The following is a 15,333-nucleotide window of genomic DNA, read 5'->3' as shown; positions in this document are numbered from 1 at the left end:
TTCTTTAAATGGTGATGCTTAGGAAACTTGTGGGGATATATAGCCGGCTTTCAGAATATTTTCGAACGCTTCTTTCTTTAATGGTTTGGAAAATAGATATCCTTGAATGACGTCGCAATCATTCTTCTTAAGAAATTTAAGCTGTTCAAACTCTTCCACACCTTCAGCAACAACATTCATCTCCAAGGATTTCGCCAAATGTAATGTAGCGCAAATAATGCCGTTATCTACCTTATCCTCGTTATTAATATTATCGATAAATATTTTGTCGATCTTAATTTTATTCGGTTTAAACTTTCGTATCGAAGCTAATGAAGCATAGCCGGTACCAAAATCGTCAACTGCGATGCGAATTCCAAGATCTTTCAGGCTTTGAATTGTTAAATATACGCTCGATTCGATATTCAGCAAAGTATCTTCTGTAATTTCGAATTCCAGATAGAACGGATCAATTCCGTATTTTTCTAATTGTAACTTAACATGTTGTAACAAGCCTTTTTTCATAAAGCGAATAGGAGGAATATTAATTGCTATCGGGATGATCGGCAATCCTTTTTCCTTCCATTCTTTAAGAAGCTGACATACTTTTTCAATCACCCAATCGGTAATTCCATTGATCATATGATTTTCTTCGGCAAGCGGGATAAATTCTCCGGGAGAGACTAATCCCCATTCTTTATGATTCCAGCGAATTAACGCTTCAGCACCGCAAAGAGAACCATTTCTCGTCTCTACCTGCGGCTGGAAGTGTAGCTCAAACTCTTCATTTGATATGGCTTTCCGCATATCCCGATCCAACGCATATTTTTTATAATTTGATATATCGCCTTCATCAGAAGAAAGCTGAAAATTACTTTTCCCTTCCTTTTTAGCTTTATGAAGGGCTGTGTGCGCATTTTTCAAAAGCGTCAATTTTTCTTTCCCTTCATCAGGATAGAAGGTAATTCCAATACTAGTTGAAATATTTAACTCGTAATCCTCAATCGTAAATGGTTCTCTTATTTTTTTGATTATCATTTTGGCATATTGAAGCACTTCTTTTTTATTCTCAAAATTATGGATGATCATTATAAAATCATTGCTGCTCAGACGAGCTAAATAACTGTCTTTAGGCATTATTTTTTCAAGACGATTGGCTACGTACTTTAATGTTTTATCTCCGATATAATAGCCGAGTGAGTCATTAATAATATTAAAGCGGTCAAGGTCAAAATAAAGTATCGCAAATGGATTATCGCTCTCACATAAGAGGTCCAATTGTTTAAACAGACTTTGCTGATTTGGCAGACCTGTAAGATGATCGTAGTTGGATAAGTAATTGATTTTGTGTTCTTTTTCAATTTCATAAGTAATGTCGGTCACTAAACCGAATATATTCGTTATTTGGCCATGATCATCAAGGCGGGGGACAACTTCTTCAAGCAGCCATTTTGTATTTTCGTTCCCGGAGTTAATCCGATATATCCACTGGAAACTATTCCCGCGCATCAATTTCTTTTTCCCATTTTCCAATTCTGTAAGATGTACTGGCTGAATCATATTATGCCAGGCTTTTGAATCTTCATATAGGGTGGAGAGGGGAATCTCCAATATTTCCTCTAAACCTTTAGAAGCAAAGAGGAATTTACCGCCTATATCTTCCTTCATCCATATCCCTGAAGTAAGATTATCAAAAATGGATTTATAGCCTTCATTTTGCTCAATCAATTGCTTTTTCAGCAAAGTTTGATAAGTTTCATCTTTAATGATGCCAAAGACTTTCGTCGGTTTTCCTTCTTCCCAAAAGACTTCTGCATGTACTTTAAAATATTTTAATTCATTTGTTTTTTTATGATAAACCCGAACTTTATGTGTATAGTTTTCGCCTTCATGAATGGATTTTTGTAAATATTGAATTGAGATATTCAAATCATCAGGGTGAATTTGCTTGAAAGGCTCATCAATACTGATATATTTTTTGTAATCCAATCCGAACATATTATAAAAGTTTTTTGAACAGATTAGCTTGTCTTCTTTGAAATGATATTCCCAGCTTCCGATTTCGGCTATTTGCTGCGCATAATTCAAATGATTTTCCCAAAGTAACAGTTCCTGTTTCATTAAGGTTTTATCTGTATTATCGGTTACGATCAAATAGATACCGATAGTCTCATCGTCAATAATAATCGGAATGAAAGTCAGGTCGAGAAATAGTGTATTATTAAGATCATTCCTGATCTCAATATTGCATTTTTCGGAATGTCCTTTTAATGTTTTTTGAAAAGTATTTCGAAGTAACTCCAAATTATCGCCATAAACAAATTGTCGGAAATCCGCTTCATTTAATATTGGTTTACCGAGTAAAGCATGGAGTTTTTGACTATTTGATGAAAGTACTTTACCGAATTTAGACAATACAACAACAATATTCGGATGATTATTAGTAAGAGATGTGAAATAATTGAAAAAGTCATTATTCACTTCTTCACTTTTATTTTGATCTGAAAATAATTGCTTGAATTTGAGGTAGTTCATATCATTTTCCATTACTTTTTCCACCATCCCTCTATAAAATCCATTTCATTGATACGTATTACTTCATAACACCAATTTGTCAATCGAATTTTACACCATATGATAAAAAAATACTATTTTCGATATTATAATCTATTTAAACATAAAACTTAATCAAAAGGTACATCTTGAGAGTATTAAATAAAAATTGGAAAAATATACAACGAATAGGTATTTTATGCTAAACTATTTGTAACAGTTTTCAAAAGGAAGGTAGTTTATACGTATGAAAAAAACAACAAAATATATGGCACTTTTTACAATACCGGCTGTCATCTTCAGTGTACCTGCATACCCAGATGCAGCAAATGACTGGCAAGTTGAACACACGGAAAAACTCATTGACCAGATTAATCCATTAAGTACTACATACGAATATTATTTAAATGAGGCAAAAAATGCATATTACGCATTATCAAATTATCAGCAAAACCAAGTCCGTAATTCATCGACACTTTTTTACTACATGCAAAGTACAGACAACCCTCAATATGTGCTGACAACCTTTTCAAATAAAATGTCAGCCATTTCTGCACGAAACAGTACTTTTTTGCGTGATATTGAAGAAGCGAATCGATATTACCATTCTTTGACGTCTTCTCAGCAAGCGATCATTCCAAATTATTTATACTTACAGCTACAGAATTATATGGAAAACTTGAATAAATTGAAAGCCGTAAAGCTTAACCTTGAACAATTATCTGTAAAGGACAGCAATTATGTTTACAATTATGAAACGGCTATGCTGGCATATCAATTATTGCCATACGATTTTAGGATGTTATTAACATCACTGGTGAATGACAAAAAGCGTGAATATGAGTCCTATTATTCACCGACAAACAACCGTTCAGTCGCACAGCAGGTATTAAACGAAATATCCAAATTGTCGACAAGCTCTTCAATCGAACAAGTATCAGCCGTTCGTGATATGTACAATGGATTAAATGTCTTACAGCAAACCTTCGTTTCCAATTATCATGATTTACTGTATATCGAACAAGTACATCGCAATGCGCCTACTGGCTGGGATCCATATTATTATGATGAAACCGGCAAGCCAGATCAATATCCGTCAAATATAGAAGTTACAAAAAAAGGTCAAATGTATACAGTAGTATTGCCTGTTTCCAAAATGAACAAGTATTCGAATACGAAAATAACGGTATCGGATACTGTTACACTTTCAATTCCGAAATCTGCGGTACAAAATACAAATAATAATGATGTTTTAACGTTAACAATAGAAGAAACGAATGAACAATCCATACTATTTACGGCAAGTTTGTATGATGAAAGCTTTGAGTTTTCATCCTATATTGATATAGAAGTAAAGGGCTTACCTTCCTCAGCAACAATTGTCCGTTTGCATGATGATGGGGAGTATGCAGCAACACCTTACAGAAAGATAGCAAATAACTATTCGATAAAAACGAAAACATCTGCACAATTTACAGCAATCAATAATCGAGTACAACTTTTTGATATCCATGCAGACGGGCATCGCTATGAAATCGAGCAATTGGCGAGACGGAAAATCGTATCAGGAGAGAACGGGTATTACAAGCCGAATGCACATGTAACATTGGCACAATATGCAGCGATGATTGCTCGTTCCATGAATATAACGACAGATGAATTCTCTACTTATCAGGATGTTCATGGGAAGTGGTTTGAGAGTTCCATTCAAGCTCTATTGGAAGCAGGTATACTTGAAAAGCCACATTCCAACTTTTTTAATGCCGAAAAAGTTGTGACACGTAAAGAAGCGGCTGTTATATCTATACAATTACTTCAATATGCAGGAATCCATATTTCAGATCCTGATTTAAATAAGGTTCCATTTACGGATTTTAAACAGCTTTCAGCAGCTGATCGTTATTATGTCGCAGCGGCATATGAACTAGGCATTTTTAATGGTAAAGGAAACGGCCAATTTGACCCGAATGGAAAATTGACGCGTTCACAAATGGCCAAAGTATTGTATAAAACTTTGCAGATTGCAAAAATGATTTAATTTAGCCTTCGTTAGGATAGCATACGACATTGGCAGGCTAACTCTAACTCAAAAAGCCGTTTTTCTCTAGGAGATAAAACGGCTTTTTAGTAGGCTGAAGAATCGGTTCTTATAAAATTTTTACTTCTGTCAAACCCATTTTATTATTACTGTGCTACGCGGCGGTACTCTTTTACTGTACCATCTGCAAATTTAATTTCTAATTCCAGTTCCAAAAAGCTGTCAGGTTGTTCAAATTTTTGGAGTACTTCATCAATTACTTCATCATCAGGTGTATCCTTATCTAATGTGAAGCTTTCAAAAATCGGAACCAATTTGTTAGTCGCTTCGTTACCTTCTAACTTCGTATTGTTTACTTCATCTTCAATCTGTGCTTCCGCTCGGGATGCTTCATTTTCATAACTCACATCATAACTTTTATCATCCGCATATTCGATATCCAAATCAAAGTGAGTAAAGTTAAATGGGGCATCCGTTGTTTCGGTTACAGTACTTGTCTGATTCATCGTATTTTGTTCTGTCGGTGCATTGTCTGGTAAGTTGGTTGCTTCTTCGCTGTCACCACAGCCTACTAACAATGCAGTTGTACTTAGTGCGCAAATTAATGCAAATTTTTTCATGAATGTAAACCACCTTTCTTGTAACTACTTTTTAAAATACCCCAATTATAAAAAAATAATCTGCATAATTTCCCTTTGTAAAATATAGTTAATTTTGTTTATGCCAAATTATCTAGAATAAAAGTTAAGTACAGCTTGGATAGTGAAAGTATGTGAAGTTGGGAAAGTTCCAAAATATTCTATATTTAAATAAATTTATGTTACACTTGTTTAATGAGATATTTATGGAAATGACTTAACAATTATGAATTTCATCATCGCGTCTCCAATTTATTTCATAAAATCAATTTGGGAATGACTTTCTAATGCAGGAGGATGTTTGAATGAAAAAGATGACTAAAACCGTTTTAGCTACTACATTGGGGACTACATTGATGCTGACATCAATTATTCCTGCCGTTAAAGCTGATGAAGTAACTCCGGATATAAGCAGCTGGGCAATCGGTACTTTGAATGAAGGCGAAAAATACGGAATTTTTCCGATTGAATGGTACTATGATGGTTTCCGTTCAGCGATTACTAAGGAACGTTTAAATAATTTAATTGAACTCACTGAACAAAAGATTGCAAGTTTAAATTTAGAGAAGAAAGAAAAGTTTAATCCAGTTGCGGTTAAAGGCGATGGTACACGTGGTGATATTATAAACCTTCTCTATAATATTGTCGGTCAATACAAATTAGATACAGTAGATGACGCTGTAACATATATGCAGAAACATAAAGTTTTACAAGGCTCTGAAAAAGGCTTGATGCTCGATCAAAAAGCTACGACACAACATGCGGTTATTTTTGCCGTACGACTAATCCAGAATACATTTGAGCAGGCAAATGCAGGCGCGAAAGGTGTTGCATGGGTAGTGGAAGATGAAGATACCAAAGTATATTTGCTGGGCTCAATCCATGTAGGAACGCCGGATCTTTACCCAATGCATAAAAAACTGACAAAAGCCTTTGATGAATCGGACGGCCTTTTTGTTGAAGCAAACTTATTAGATCCTACTGGTATGGATTATTATATTGAAAAAGCGATGTTTAACGATGGTCGTACAATTAAAGAAGTTGTAAGTGAAGAAACATATGCAAAACTTCAAAAGGTCGCTGCACAGCTTGAAATGCCAATGGAAGAGCTGGAAATGCAAAAGCCATGGCTGCTCTCCAATAATTTTTCGTCGATGATGATGGATGGGGCGTTTGGGTTAACAGCAGAAGAAATGGCGATGCATGGGGTAGATATGCAATTTCTATTAAGCGCCTACTTACAGCAAAAACCTATTTATGAGCTGGAAGGAATCAACGCACAAGTCGATATGTTTGAAGCATTATCGCCAGAAGCACAGGAAGAATCCTTAGTAGCAGCACTTGACGGTATTTTGGAGCCTGCTGATCAGTCCGAAGAAGATGTTCAGCTTATGGCTGATTGGTTTACGAATTGGGTTAAAGGAGATGTAGAAAAGTTTGCGGAAAGTTTGAGTGAAATGGAAGGAGATACTTCTGAGTTCAACCAGATGCTGTTCGGTAAACGTGATGCAGAAATGGCGACAAAGCTTGTGGATGTATTGGAAGAACAAAAAGGGACTTTCTTTGTCGTTGTCGGCGCGGGTCACTTTTTAGTTGATAAAAATATCCGCTATCACTTAAAAGAAAGCGGGTATGAAGTAAAACCGTTTTATCAATAATTTAAATGCGCATGGAGCTGGTTACGAACGTAACTGGTCCATGCGTTTTATTTTGGGGAATATAATAGGATGCCAATTATGATTGCAATATAGTAAGCAAAGGTCTGCCGGCGAGCATGAAAATGATATAGATTGAAAGGGCTCCTAAAATAGCATATCCAGGTTTCCATAAACCTGAAAAATAAAAAACAAGGACAGTAAACAGGACCATGCCGACAGCCCCGAAAATGGCGTTCTGTTGCACAATATGAAATGTTTCATCCGTCATATTTTTCACTTGCAGCCGCATATTAAGCAACGTTAATATCGGGAGCAATGTAATTATGCCGGATAAGAAGTGCAAATTCGATTTGCTTAACCAAGAAGCGAGCAGCATCACTGTACCGCCAAGAATAAATTGAATTACGTAAAACACGTTCCACTTACCTCAATTCCATTAAAATACAATAAATATAAATCATCGATTTGAATGTATCAATATTATTTTCGGAAAATAGAATTAATAATGTAAAACGAGATTTCCTTAGTCTATTTTCTAATATATTTTATAAGAAGAATTGCATAAATTCTCTCAAGTTGTAAAAATATGTTGAATTTTCTAGTCATAGTAGTGTACCCTTGTTGAAAATGATTATCATTCGCATAGTAATGAATAATATAAGGGGTGAGGAGAATTCAAACGAACGATTTAATAAAATTTTTCGCCAACTCAGCGATTCAATATGCAGATTTATTTGTAACAAGTTTAGCTCCTAATGTACATGATACCAATCGCAATACAGCACCATGTTTAAATGGACTCGTTATTACTCTGTCGGGAAGCGCAAATTTTTCACTGAATGGGGAAGTATATGCGATAAATAAAGGAGTAATCCTTCATGCCGGACCTAATATGGCGATTGATATTAAAGTTACAAGTAAGGAACCATGGCATTATACGGTACTGCATTATGCGATGTTAAACCGTCCTTTTTCATTGGATATAGGCCATTTTGAAATCGCAGCTGGTCATCATCATAAATTGGATTATTTAGTCCACCAATTAATCCATTTCGAAAAGATACCGGGTGATATGAACCGGCTGAAATGTAAATCTCTGTTCCTGCAGTTGGTAGAATTCATAGTTATTTGTGCAAAAATGCAAACTTCAAACAATGTAGTGGACCAGGCGATTACATTTATAACCGAACACTATAATTTACCTATAACAATAGCAGAAATCGCTGAGGAGGTAGGGTGTGACCGTCGTAGATTTGCCTATTTGTTTGATAAGCAAATCGGCATGTCACCAATTCAATTTTTAACGGAAATCCGATTAAAACAATCCCGTGAATTGCTACGTACGACATCAATTCCGATTAAGGAGATTGCTGAACTAATCGGTTATCAAGATGCATTCTACTTTTGCCGAGTTTTTAAAAAGCAATATCACATGACACCGACAAATTTCCGTAAGCAATATTTAACTGTTTAGCAAAAATCCATTCATTTTGTAAAAAACTCTATGTACGTAAAAACAACCGTTTGATATTATCGACATTGTAAATAAAATGATAATGATAATCGTTATCAATAAAACGGGAGGAAAAATAATGAAGAAATATCGTACATTAATTGGTGCAGGGGCAATTGCATTATTGCTTGCTGCATGCAATGATGAGGTGGATTCATCATCTGCAGCTGAATCAGAAAATAAAACAGATCAAGTTACAAGTGAAGAAAAACCTGTTGCAGATAAAGCAATACAACAAAAAATTACTTATCTAGGAAACGACTATGATGTACCTGCAAATGTGGAAACAATTATTACAGCAAGTTTGGAAGCGATGGAAGATGCTGCAGTACTCGGTGTAAAGCCTGCGGGTGTTATTTCTACGGATGGCACGACTATTCCTAAATATTTGGAGGCAGATTTGGCAGGGGCAGCAGTTGTCGGTTCCAAAAAAGAGCCAAGTACCGAGGCAATGCTTTCTTTAAACCCTGATGTAATTTTAGGTACTAGCAAATGGGATGAAGCGCAAATGTCGAATTATAACAAAATAGCAACGACATTCCCGTACTCTCATATTTCTATAAACTGGAAAGAAAATTTATTATTATTTGGCCAAATAGCCGGTAAAGAATCAGAAGCACAGAAAGCATTGGATGACTATGATAAGCAATTAGCCAGTACGAAAGAATCGATTGCCAACAGTGAGCTGAAAGATAAAAAGGTTGTAATCATTCGTGTACGTGGCGGTTTGTCGGTCTATCCTGCTGGAGTATATTTAAACCCTTCTATTTATGAAGATTTTGGTTTTACAGTACCAGAAGAATTGAATTCAATAGAAGCACAAACAACGATTACATATGAAACATTGGCAGAGTGGAATCCGGATATAATTTTCCTTCAATTTGCTGATGATGAAAATAAAGATACGCCTGAGTTATTACAGGAGATTTTAGATAATCCGATTTTTAACAGTACAACTGCTGCTAAAACAAATAATGTGCATGTTAATCTTATAGATGCATTGGCACAGGGAGGGACAGCTTGGTCAAAAATTAACTTCCTGAAAGCATTTAATGAGAACGTACTAAAATAAGCACGGATTATTCAATAGACAGCTTCAGAGAAGTTAGAACAGACTGTACAATATTTCTGTGAAAGGGCTGTGCCGGAAAGGTTTTCCGGGCAGCCTCTTTCTTTTATTCAATAAAAGGAGGCATATATTTTTGAATTTTTCATACCGGCATTTCATTTTATTTTCAACAATATTGCCTGTTCTGATTGTTGTTGTGACAATCATGTCGATTTCGATGGGTACAAAATCAATAGCGCTTGAAACGATTCTCGATGCATTTACCCGTTACGATAAAGAAAATGTAGATCACCAAATAATATGGTCTGGTCGGGTACCTAGAGCGCTTGCTGTATTGTTTGTTGGTGCATTTTTAGCAACAGCAGGGGCAATTATGCAAGGGGTTACTCGAAATTTCCTTGCATCGCCATCAATTATGGGTGTAACGGACGGTTCAGCCTTTTTTATAACGATGGCCTTTGTTTTTTTGCCTGGGATATCAAGTTTTAATTTAGTCCTTCTTTCTATGCTGGGTTCACTTTTTGGCGGTGCACTTGTATTTGGTTTTGCATCCATCATTAAAAATGGCCTATCTCCTGTAAGACTGGCAATTATCGGTACGGTAATCGGTACATTTATAAGCAGCACCGGAACTGCAATTGCGATGTATCATCAAATTTCACAAACGATTACAATGTGGTACAACTCGAAAGTACATATGGTAGAAATGGAATTAATTTATTTATGTGTTCCAATTGGAATGATCGGACTATTACTGGCAATTTCATTGGCACGTGCTGTAACGATTACAGCGCTTGGTGAAGATGTTGCTGTCGGCTTGGGGCAGGACACAAGAATAGTAAAAGTATTAAGCATGTTAGCTGTTGCTATATTGACGGGTACTGCTGTAGCTCTTGTCGGGAAAGTAGCTTTTGTCGGTTTAGTCGTACCTCATATTGTAAGAATGCTTGTGGGCGTCGACTACCGTGTAATTATTCCTTGTTCGGCTGTTATGGGTGCCTTTTTCCTTGCAGGCTGTGACCTCGTAAGCCGATACATCAATTTTCCGTTTGAAACACCGATTGGAGTAGTAACGGCACTAATCGGGGTACCGTTTTTCTTATATTTAATTCGACGTAAAGGCGGTGAAAAATATGACGCTTAAAAAAACAAAATGGCTGTTTATAATCGGCATACTGTTTTTCATGCTTTTATTAGCAATGTATATCCATTTAACGAGCGGTGCGTTTACCATGACGACACCGGAAGTATTTAAAACTTTACTGCGGATTGATTCAACAGAACAATTTGATTTAGTCATTTTTGATTTTAGGCTTCCTAGAATCATTACGGCTGCACTTGTCGGTATGGGCCTTGCGATGGCTGGCGTTGTACTTCAGGGGATTACAAAAAATACGCTTGCTGATCCGGGAATTATCGGAATTAACGCCGGTGCAGGATGTGCAATTGTTATCTTCATGTTTTTCTTCCATGTCGAACTTATTGATGTGGAAATAAACAGCCTTATAAAAATATTAATTGTTCCGATTTTTGGTTTTGCAGGAGGAGCAATAGCTGCAGCAATTATATTGGTCATTTCATATAAACATGGACGAATGGATATGCAAAGGCTGATATTAACAGGGATTGCGATTAACACCGGCTTTAGTGCGGTTACTTTATTCTGGTCATTGAAAATGGATGAAGGGGATTATCAGGCGGCCGCTATTTGGATGAATGGATCCATTTATAATTCCAACTGGTATTTCGTTAGTGCAATGATGCCATGGCTGATTATTTTAGGTATTTATATTTACCGGAAAGCCTATTTGCTCGACTACTTTCAATTGGAGGAAGAGACGATTACTAGTCTTGGAATTAGTATTGAAAAGGAAAAAATTAAACTAATGCTTGCAAGTGTCGGACTTGTCAGTGCCTGTGTTTCCGTTTCAGGAAGCATAGGGTTCATTGGATTAATGGCACCGCATATTGCAAGACAGCTAGTCGGAATTCATCATCGCTACATGATGCCAGTAAGCCTTTTTATAGGGGCAGTATTGCTTGTGTTTTCAGATTATGTAGCAAAAACGGTCTTTTCACCTGTAGAGCTCTCTGTCGGGATAGTCGTATCACTTGTCGGGATTCCTTATTTTCTGTATTTGCTTGTAAAATCGAAAGGGTGAGATATATTGTATGCATTTGAAGTTGAAAGCTTAACGACAGGTTATGAGAATACAAGAATTATCGAAAATTTAAATGTGAGCATTCAATCAGGTAAGATTACGACGATTATCGGACCGAATGGCTGCGGTAAATCTACTTTATTAAAAACAATCGGCCGTATATTAAAAAAGGAATGTGGCGAAATTTTTCTGCAGGATGAAAACATGAATACGATGTCTACTAAGGAAATCGCAAAAAAACTGGCATTACTCGTGCAGTCTCCGGCAGCACCGGGACAGCTGAAAGTACATGAGCTTATTTCGTATGGACGCTATCCTCACCGGAAAAATGTTGGACGCCTTACAAAAGAAGACAACGAAAAAATTAATTGGGCTATGGAAGTCACAAACACTTTGGAGTTCCAAAACCGGGAAATCGCAGCACTTTCAGGTGGGCAACGGCAGCGTGTGTGGCTGGCGATGGCTTTGGCGCAAGAGACCGATATTTTACTGTTGGACGAACCGACGACATACTTGGATATGGCACATCAACTGGAAGTGCTTGAAATTGTTCAGCAACTCAATAGAACGTTTGGCTGTACGATAATTATGGTGCTCCATGATTTGAACCATGCTGCAAGATTTTCAGATGAACTGATCGCGATGAAAAAGGGGGAAGTGCTTCATACGGGCACTCCCGAACAAATAATGAAAGCCGACATACTAAAAAGTGTATTCCAAATTGACGCTAAGATTATGATTGATCAGGAACATCAGGTGCCCGTCTGTTTTTCATATAATTTAATGAAATAGGTGAATTTAATGCAATCAATGTACAATGGCTATTCTTATATTGTGGACATTTACGAACCGAATGAAATCCCTCCGGCAGAAGGGTTTCCGGTAATCATCGTGTTGGATGGAACACGCTACAATAAACTGATGTATGAAACAATGGCAATGCAGTTGCGAAACAGGAAAAAAACATTGGTTGATCCTGCAATTATTGTTGGTATCGGCCATGATGAAAAGGATATTCCAAAACAGCGATTTTATGATTTCACGGCACCGGCAGTTCATTATCATTTTCCTGTTCGCAGGGGGAAAGTGATGCAGGAGCTTCCGGCTGGAGGAGCAGTACAATTGATGGATTTTATTTTGCAGCAAATTGTACCGATGCTTCAGGAAAAATATGCAGTTGACGATCAGAAAATATCGCTGTATGGACACTCGTTAGGCGGATTATTTGTATTGTGGAGTTATTTAATTTATCCTGACAGCTTTTATAAATATGTAGCTTTAAGCCCATCGATTTGGTGGAATGATCATGAGCTTTTTCGGACAATTCAACAAGTGGAAAATCCTATTGAAGCACCTATATTCATAGGAGTTGGAGGGAAAGAGGGCGATATGGTTGATGATGCGCAGAAATTCGCTGCAATGGCTTCTGAGAAATGGATGAACTGTGAATTTTATATAGCAGAAAGCGAAAATCACGCATCTGTCATTCCGACTACAATGAGCCGGGTTCTACGATTTTTAAGATCAGATGACTAAGCAGGTGGAACAAACGGCTGTATTATAACTAACCAAACTACGGTTGAACTCTTTAGCTTTACTTCAAATTGATAAAAATCGTCCTTTTACTGTTAGATAAAAGGGCGGTTTTTAGTATGAAATGTTTTAAGACGGAGACAATTGCACCGCATGTTTTTATGTAGATATTTAAGGGAATAGATGACTATCACTCTTCAATCATCGTTAGCTACATGGAAATAGTAGGAGGAATGCAAAATGGGAAACAAAGAATCTGAAACAAACAAAAAATCATATAACCGCTTACCTGATGAACGTAAAGACGAGAAAGTAGAAAAATTTGATGAAACGAATCACGTAAATGTACAAAACGAATCAATGAAAGATGATTTATTGCTTAAAACGAATAAAGAATCGTTTAACCGTTTACCGGATGAGCGTGATGATAAGGAAATGGAAAACTATAATGAACGCAGTCATGTCGAAGGAAACGAGGAAAAAAAAAGCCTAGAAACGAATAAAGAATCCTATAACCGCTTACCGGATGAGCGTGATGAAGAAAAAATGAAAGACTACAATGAACGCAGCCATGTAGAAGGGACCGGACATACAGACAAATCTTTTGAAACTGTAAAGGAATCCTATAACCGTTTACCGGATGAACGTAATGATGAAGAGATGAAATCTTATAATGAACGCAGTCACGTAGAAGGGAATCAGCAACAAGAAACAATTGTTGAAACCGAGAAAGAATCGTATAACCGTATACCTGATGAACCGGTACATGAGACATCTGTTCATGAAAAATATAAAAGTGATAACAAATAAAATTCTGTTCAAACATCAAAAAAAGCGTTGAATTTAAAATTCGACGCTTTTTCTTTAACTTCTAAGCTGATACCAGCTGAACAACATTGCGATTAAACTGATGCTCAATATTATCCCGCCGATAACAAGGGATGCATTGGCATAACTCGTTTTTATAAATATGTATTCATTAGTATCTGACATACCCCTGAGAGATTGTATCCATAAAGAGCCGAGTGTATTGGCAATTCTTCCATTAAAAACAATTAAAAGTAATCCAATGAGCGCAAATATACTGCTTAATTTAAGCAAATCCGAATTTCTAGTCGAGTTTGTCATTTTATCGTTATTCCTCCTCTGTAGGTGTTCGATAGATGTTTATAATGTCGATTAGTTTCGGAAACTGTTCAACGATATGATGGGCTTTTGTTATTTCTTCAAGTTGTGCAAAATCAAAGTTTACAGCAATGGCAATTAGACGGTTATCAATAGCTGCGTTAATATCCGAAACGCGATCACCAACGACAAAACCGCTTTCTATATCATTTTCCTTCAATATCCGTTCAACAAGTTGTGATTTATTTTTTGATGGAATTATATCTATACTATAGCATCCTTTAATCCACCGTTCTAAATTGAAAGTAGATATAATTGCCTGTAAATAAGCGGTTTCGCCATTACTGGCAATATATAAAGGGGTAGGATTCACTCAACGATTGAAGTGTCGTCAACACGTTTTTATAGAGTGCACCATTTCCTTGACGAATTTCTTCAATGAGAGCCGACTGGAAATATTGATTGCTTTTTTCGCGTATTGTATCGGAATGATCGGGACATAACGTTTTCCATACGACATTAAGAGGAACACCCATGATTTCCCGGTATTTCTCGATAGGAGTTTCACCTGACCAAAGTTTTTTTTGACGTAAATATTCAAAAGTACGTTCGAGCGCCGGTTCCAAAATAAGATTTGTTTGAAATAAAGTACCATCCATATCAAAAATAATTGCCGTTTTCATTATCTTCACCTCTTAAATTTGATAGCCAAAAGTTTCCCCATTTTTTAAATTGAGTTCATGTCCATTAATAATGACAATCTCATCGCCCCTGCATCGAAAGCATAGAATTCCAAAGTATAGCCCATATTTGGTGAATAGGATGTTAATAGATGCTCTGAACCTCCGAATGAATATACAATGATTTCTAAAGTGAAAAACAAAATAATCAATGATGTAATCAATATGGAGGTTGAATTTATGAAGAAGGCAACCACTTTTTTTACGCAGGACAATTGTTTATATTCCTGATGTAACGAATAGATAATGAGCATTAAAAGAAGGGCGACAGCAATAAGTGTTGTATAGGAAAATGTCCATAATGTTGTAGTCATTAGATAATAGC

At 36.4% G+C, this 15,333-nt stretch carries 14 protein-coding genes and 1 pseudogene; 9 read left to right on the top strand and 6 right to left on the bottom strand.

The genetic code is table 11. The features are described from left to right. Positions 1-18 precede the first annotated feature (18 nt). Complete coding sequence (locus MKY27_RS08660; RefSeq protein WP_339199539.1) at positions 19-2,526, bottom strand: EAL domain-containing protein; 2,508 nt, start codon at positions 2,524-2,526, stop codon at positions 19-21. Between the two features lie 253 nt (positions 2,527-2,779). On the opposite strand from MKY27_RS08660, the gene MKY27_RS08655 reads away from it, so the two are divergent. Next, positions 2,780-4,570 carry an S-layer homology domain-containing protein gene (locus MKY27_RS08655; protein WP_339199537.1) on the top strand — a complete coding sequence of 597 codons (1,791 nt, stop codon included), beginning with the start codon at positions 2,780-2,782 and terminating at the stop codon, positions 4,568-4,570. 146 nt (positions 4,571-4,716) lie between these two features. On the opposite strand, the gene MKY27_RS08650 is transcribed toward MKY27_RS08655, so the two are convergent. Further along, on the bottom strand, positions 4,717-5,190 hold the full coding sequence (locus MKY27_RS08650; protein ID WP_339199536.1) for a YusW family protein: 474 nt from the start codon (positions 5,188-5,190) through the stop codon (positions 4,717-4,719). Positions 5,191-5,513: 323 nt separating this feature from the next. On the opposite strand from MKY27_RS08650, the gene MKY27_RS08645 reads away from it, so the two are divergent. Beyond that, the gene (locus MKY27_RS08645) at positions 5,514-6,866 is read left to right on the top strand and encodes a TraB/GumN family protein (RefSeq protein WP_339199532.1); all 1,353 of its coding nucleotides are present in this window, start codon (positions 5,514-5,516) and stop codon (positions 6,864-6,866) included. A gap of 76 nt (positions 6,867-6,942) precedes the next feature. On the opposite strand, the gene MKY27_RS08640 is transcribed toward MKY27_RS08645, so the two are convergent. Beyond that, the gene (locus MKY27_RS08640) at positions 6,943-7,281 is read right to left on the bottom strand and encodes a GlpM family protein (protein ID WP_339199529.1); all 339 of its coding nucleotides are present in this window, start codon (positions 7,279-7,281) and stop codon (positions 6,943-6,945) included. A 249-nt stretch (positions 7,282-7,530) separates the two neighbouring features. Between MKY27_RS08640 and MKY27_RS08635 the strand changes: the two genes are divergently transcribed. The 7 genes from MKY27_RS08635 (at position 7,531) to MKY27_RS08605 (ending at position 13,953) form a co-directional block, all read left to right on the top strand. Beyond that, positions 7,531-8,340 carry an AraC family transcriptional regulator gene (locus tag MKY27_RS08635; protein ID WP_339199527.1) on the top strand — a complete coding sequence of 270 codons (810 nt, stop codon included), beginning with the start codon at positions 7,531-7,533 and terminating at the stop codon, positions 8,338-8,340. A gap of 118 nt (positions 8,341-8,458) precedes the next feature. Continuing rightward, positions 8,459-9,451 (top strand): ABC transporter substrate-binding protein, encoded by a 993-nt coding sequence (locus tag MKY27_RS08630; RefSeq protein ID WP_339199524.1) that lies wholly within the window; start codon positions 8,459-8,461, stop codon positions 9,449-9,451. Between the two features lie 130 nt (positions 9,452-9,581). Continuing rightward, positions 9,582-10,592: an iron ABC transporter permease gene (locus tag MKY27_RS08625; protein WP_339199521.1), complete on the top strand. Its 1,011-nt coding sequence runs from the start codon at positions 9,582-9,584 to the stop codon at positions 10,590-10,592. Beyond that, positions 10,582-11,610 carry an iron ABC transporter permease gene (locus tag MKY27_RS08620; protein ID WP_339199518.1) on the top strand — a complete coding sequence of 343 codons (1,029 nt, stop codon included), beginning with the start codon at positions 10,582-10,584 and terminating at the stop codon, positions 11,608-11,610. The genes MKY27_RS08625 and MKY27_RS08620 overlap by 11 nt, the downstream gene beginning before the upstream one ends. 6 nt (positions 11,611-11,616) lie before the next feature. Beyond that, positions 11,617-12,402 carry an ABC transporter ATP-binding protein gene (locus MKY27_RS08615; RefSeq protein WP_339199516.1) on the top strand — a complete coding sequence of 262 codons (786 nt, stop codon included), beginning with the start codon at positions 11,617-11,619 and terminating at the stop codon, positions 12,400-12,402. A gap of 9 nt (positions 12,403-12,411) precedes the next feature. Beyond that, the gene (locus MKY27_RS08610) at positions 12,412-13,146 is read left to right on the top strand and encodes an alpha/beta hydrolase-fold protein (protein ID WP_339199513.1); all 735 of its coding nucleotides are present in this window, start codon (positions 12,412-12,414) and stop codon (positions 13,144-13,146) included. A gap of 237 nt (positions 13,147-13,383) precedes the next feature. Next, entirely contained in the window at positions 13,384-13,953 is a 570-nt protein-coding gene (locus tag MKY27_RS08605; RefSeq protein WP_339199511.1) for a hypothetical protein, read from the top strand. Positions 13,954-14,007: 54 nt separating this feature from the next. Here the strand turns inward: MKY27_RS08605 and MKY27_RS08600 are convergent, their stop codons facing one another. The 3 genes and pseudogenes from MKY27_RS08600 to MKY27_RS08590 form a co-directional block, all read right to left on the bottom strand. After that, positions 14,008-14,271 (bottom strand): translation initiation factor 2, encoded by a 264-nt coding sequence (locus MKY27_RS08600; protein WP_339199509.1) that lies wholly within the window; start codon positions 14,269-14,271, stop codon positions 14,008-14,010. A 7-nt stretch (positions 14,272-14,278) separates the two neighbouring features. After that, a pseudogene (locus MKY27_RS08595) lies at positions 14,279-14,951 on the bottom strand (HAD hydrolase-like protein). Positions 14,952-14,995: 44 nt separating this feature from the next. Next, entirely contained in the window at positions 14,996-15,322 is a 327-nt protein-coding gene (locus MKY27_RS08590) for a hypothetical protein (RefSeq protein ID WP_339199507.1), read from the bottom strand. Positions 15,323-15,333: the final 11 nt, after the last annotated feature.

The sequence above is a fragment of the Solibacillus sp. FSL R5-0449 genome, assembly GCF_037975215.1.
Lineage (GTDB): Bacteria > Bacillota > Bacilli > Bacillales_A > Planococcaceae > Solibacillus.
The sequence above is the reverse complement of the archived record's forward strand: the minus strand, read 5'-3'. Positions and strand labels throughout refer to the sequence as shown.

Bases quoted from the DNA above. Each gene is read 5' to 3' on its own strand.
- MKY27_RS08660 (WP_339199539.1), bottom strand. From the start codon at position 2,526: ATGGAAAATGATATGAACTACCTCAAATTCAAGCAATTATTTTCAGAT.
- MKY27_RS08655 (WP_339199537.1), top strand. From the start codon at position 2,780: ATGAAAAAAACAACAAAATATATGGCACTTTTTACAATACCGGCTGTC.
- MKY27_RS08650 (WP_339199536.1), bottom strand. From the start codon at position 5,190: ATGAAAAAATTTGCATTAATTTGCGCACTAAGTACAACTGCATTGTTA.
- MKY27_RS08645 (WP_339199532.1), top strand. From the start codon at position 5,514: ATGAAAAAGATGACTAAAACCGTTTTAGCTACTACATTGGGGACTACA.
- MKY27_RS08630 (WP_339199524.1), top strand. From the start codon at position 8,459: ATGAAGAAATATCGTACATTAATTGGTGCAGGGGCAATTGCATTATTG.
- MKY27_RS08620 (WP_339199518.1), top strand. From the start codon at position 10,582: ATGACGCTTAAAAAAACAAAATGGCTGTTTATAATCGGCATACTGTTT.
- MKY27_RS08610 (WP_339199513.1), top strand. From the start codon at position 12,412: ATGCAATCAATGTACAATGGCTATTCTTATATTGTGGACATTTACGAA.
- MKY27_RS08605 (WP_339199511.1), top strand. From the start codon at position 13,384: ATGGGAAACAAAGAATCTGAAACAAACAAAAAATCATATAACCGCTTA.
- MKY27_RS08600 (WP_339199509.1), bottom strand. From the start codon at position 14,271: ATGACAAACTCGACTAGAAATTCGGATTTGCTTAAATTAAGCAGTATA.
- MKY27_RS08590 (WP_339199507.1), bottom strand. From the start codon at position 15,322: ATGACTACAACATTATGGACATTTTCCTATACAACACTTATTGCTGTC.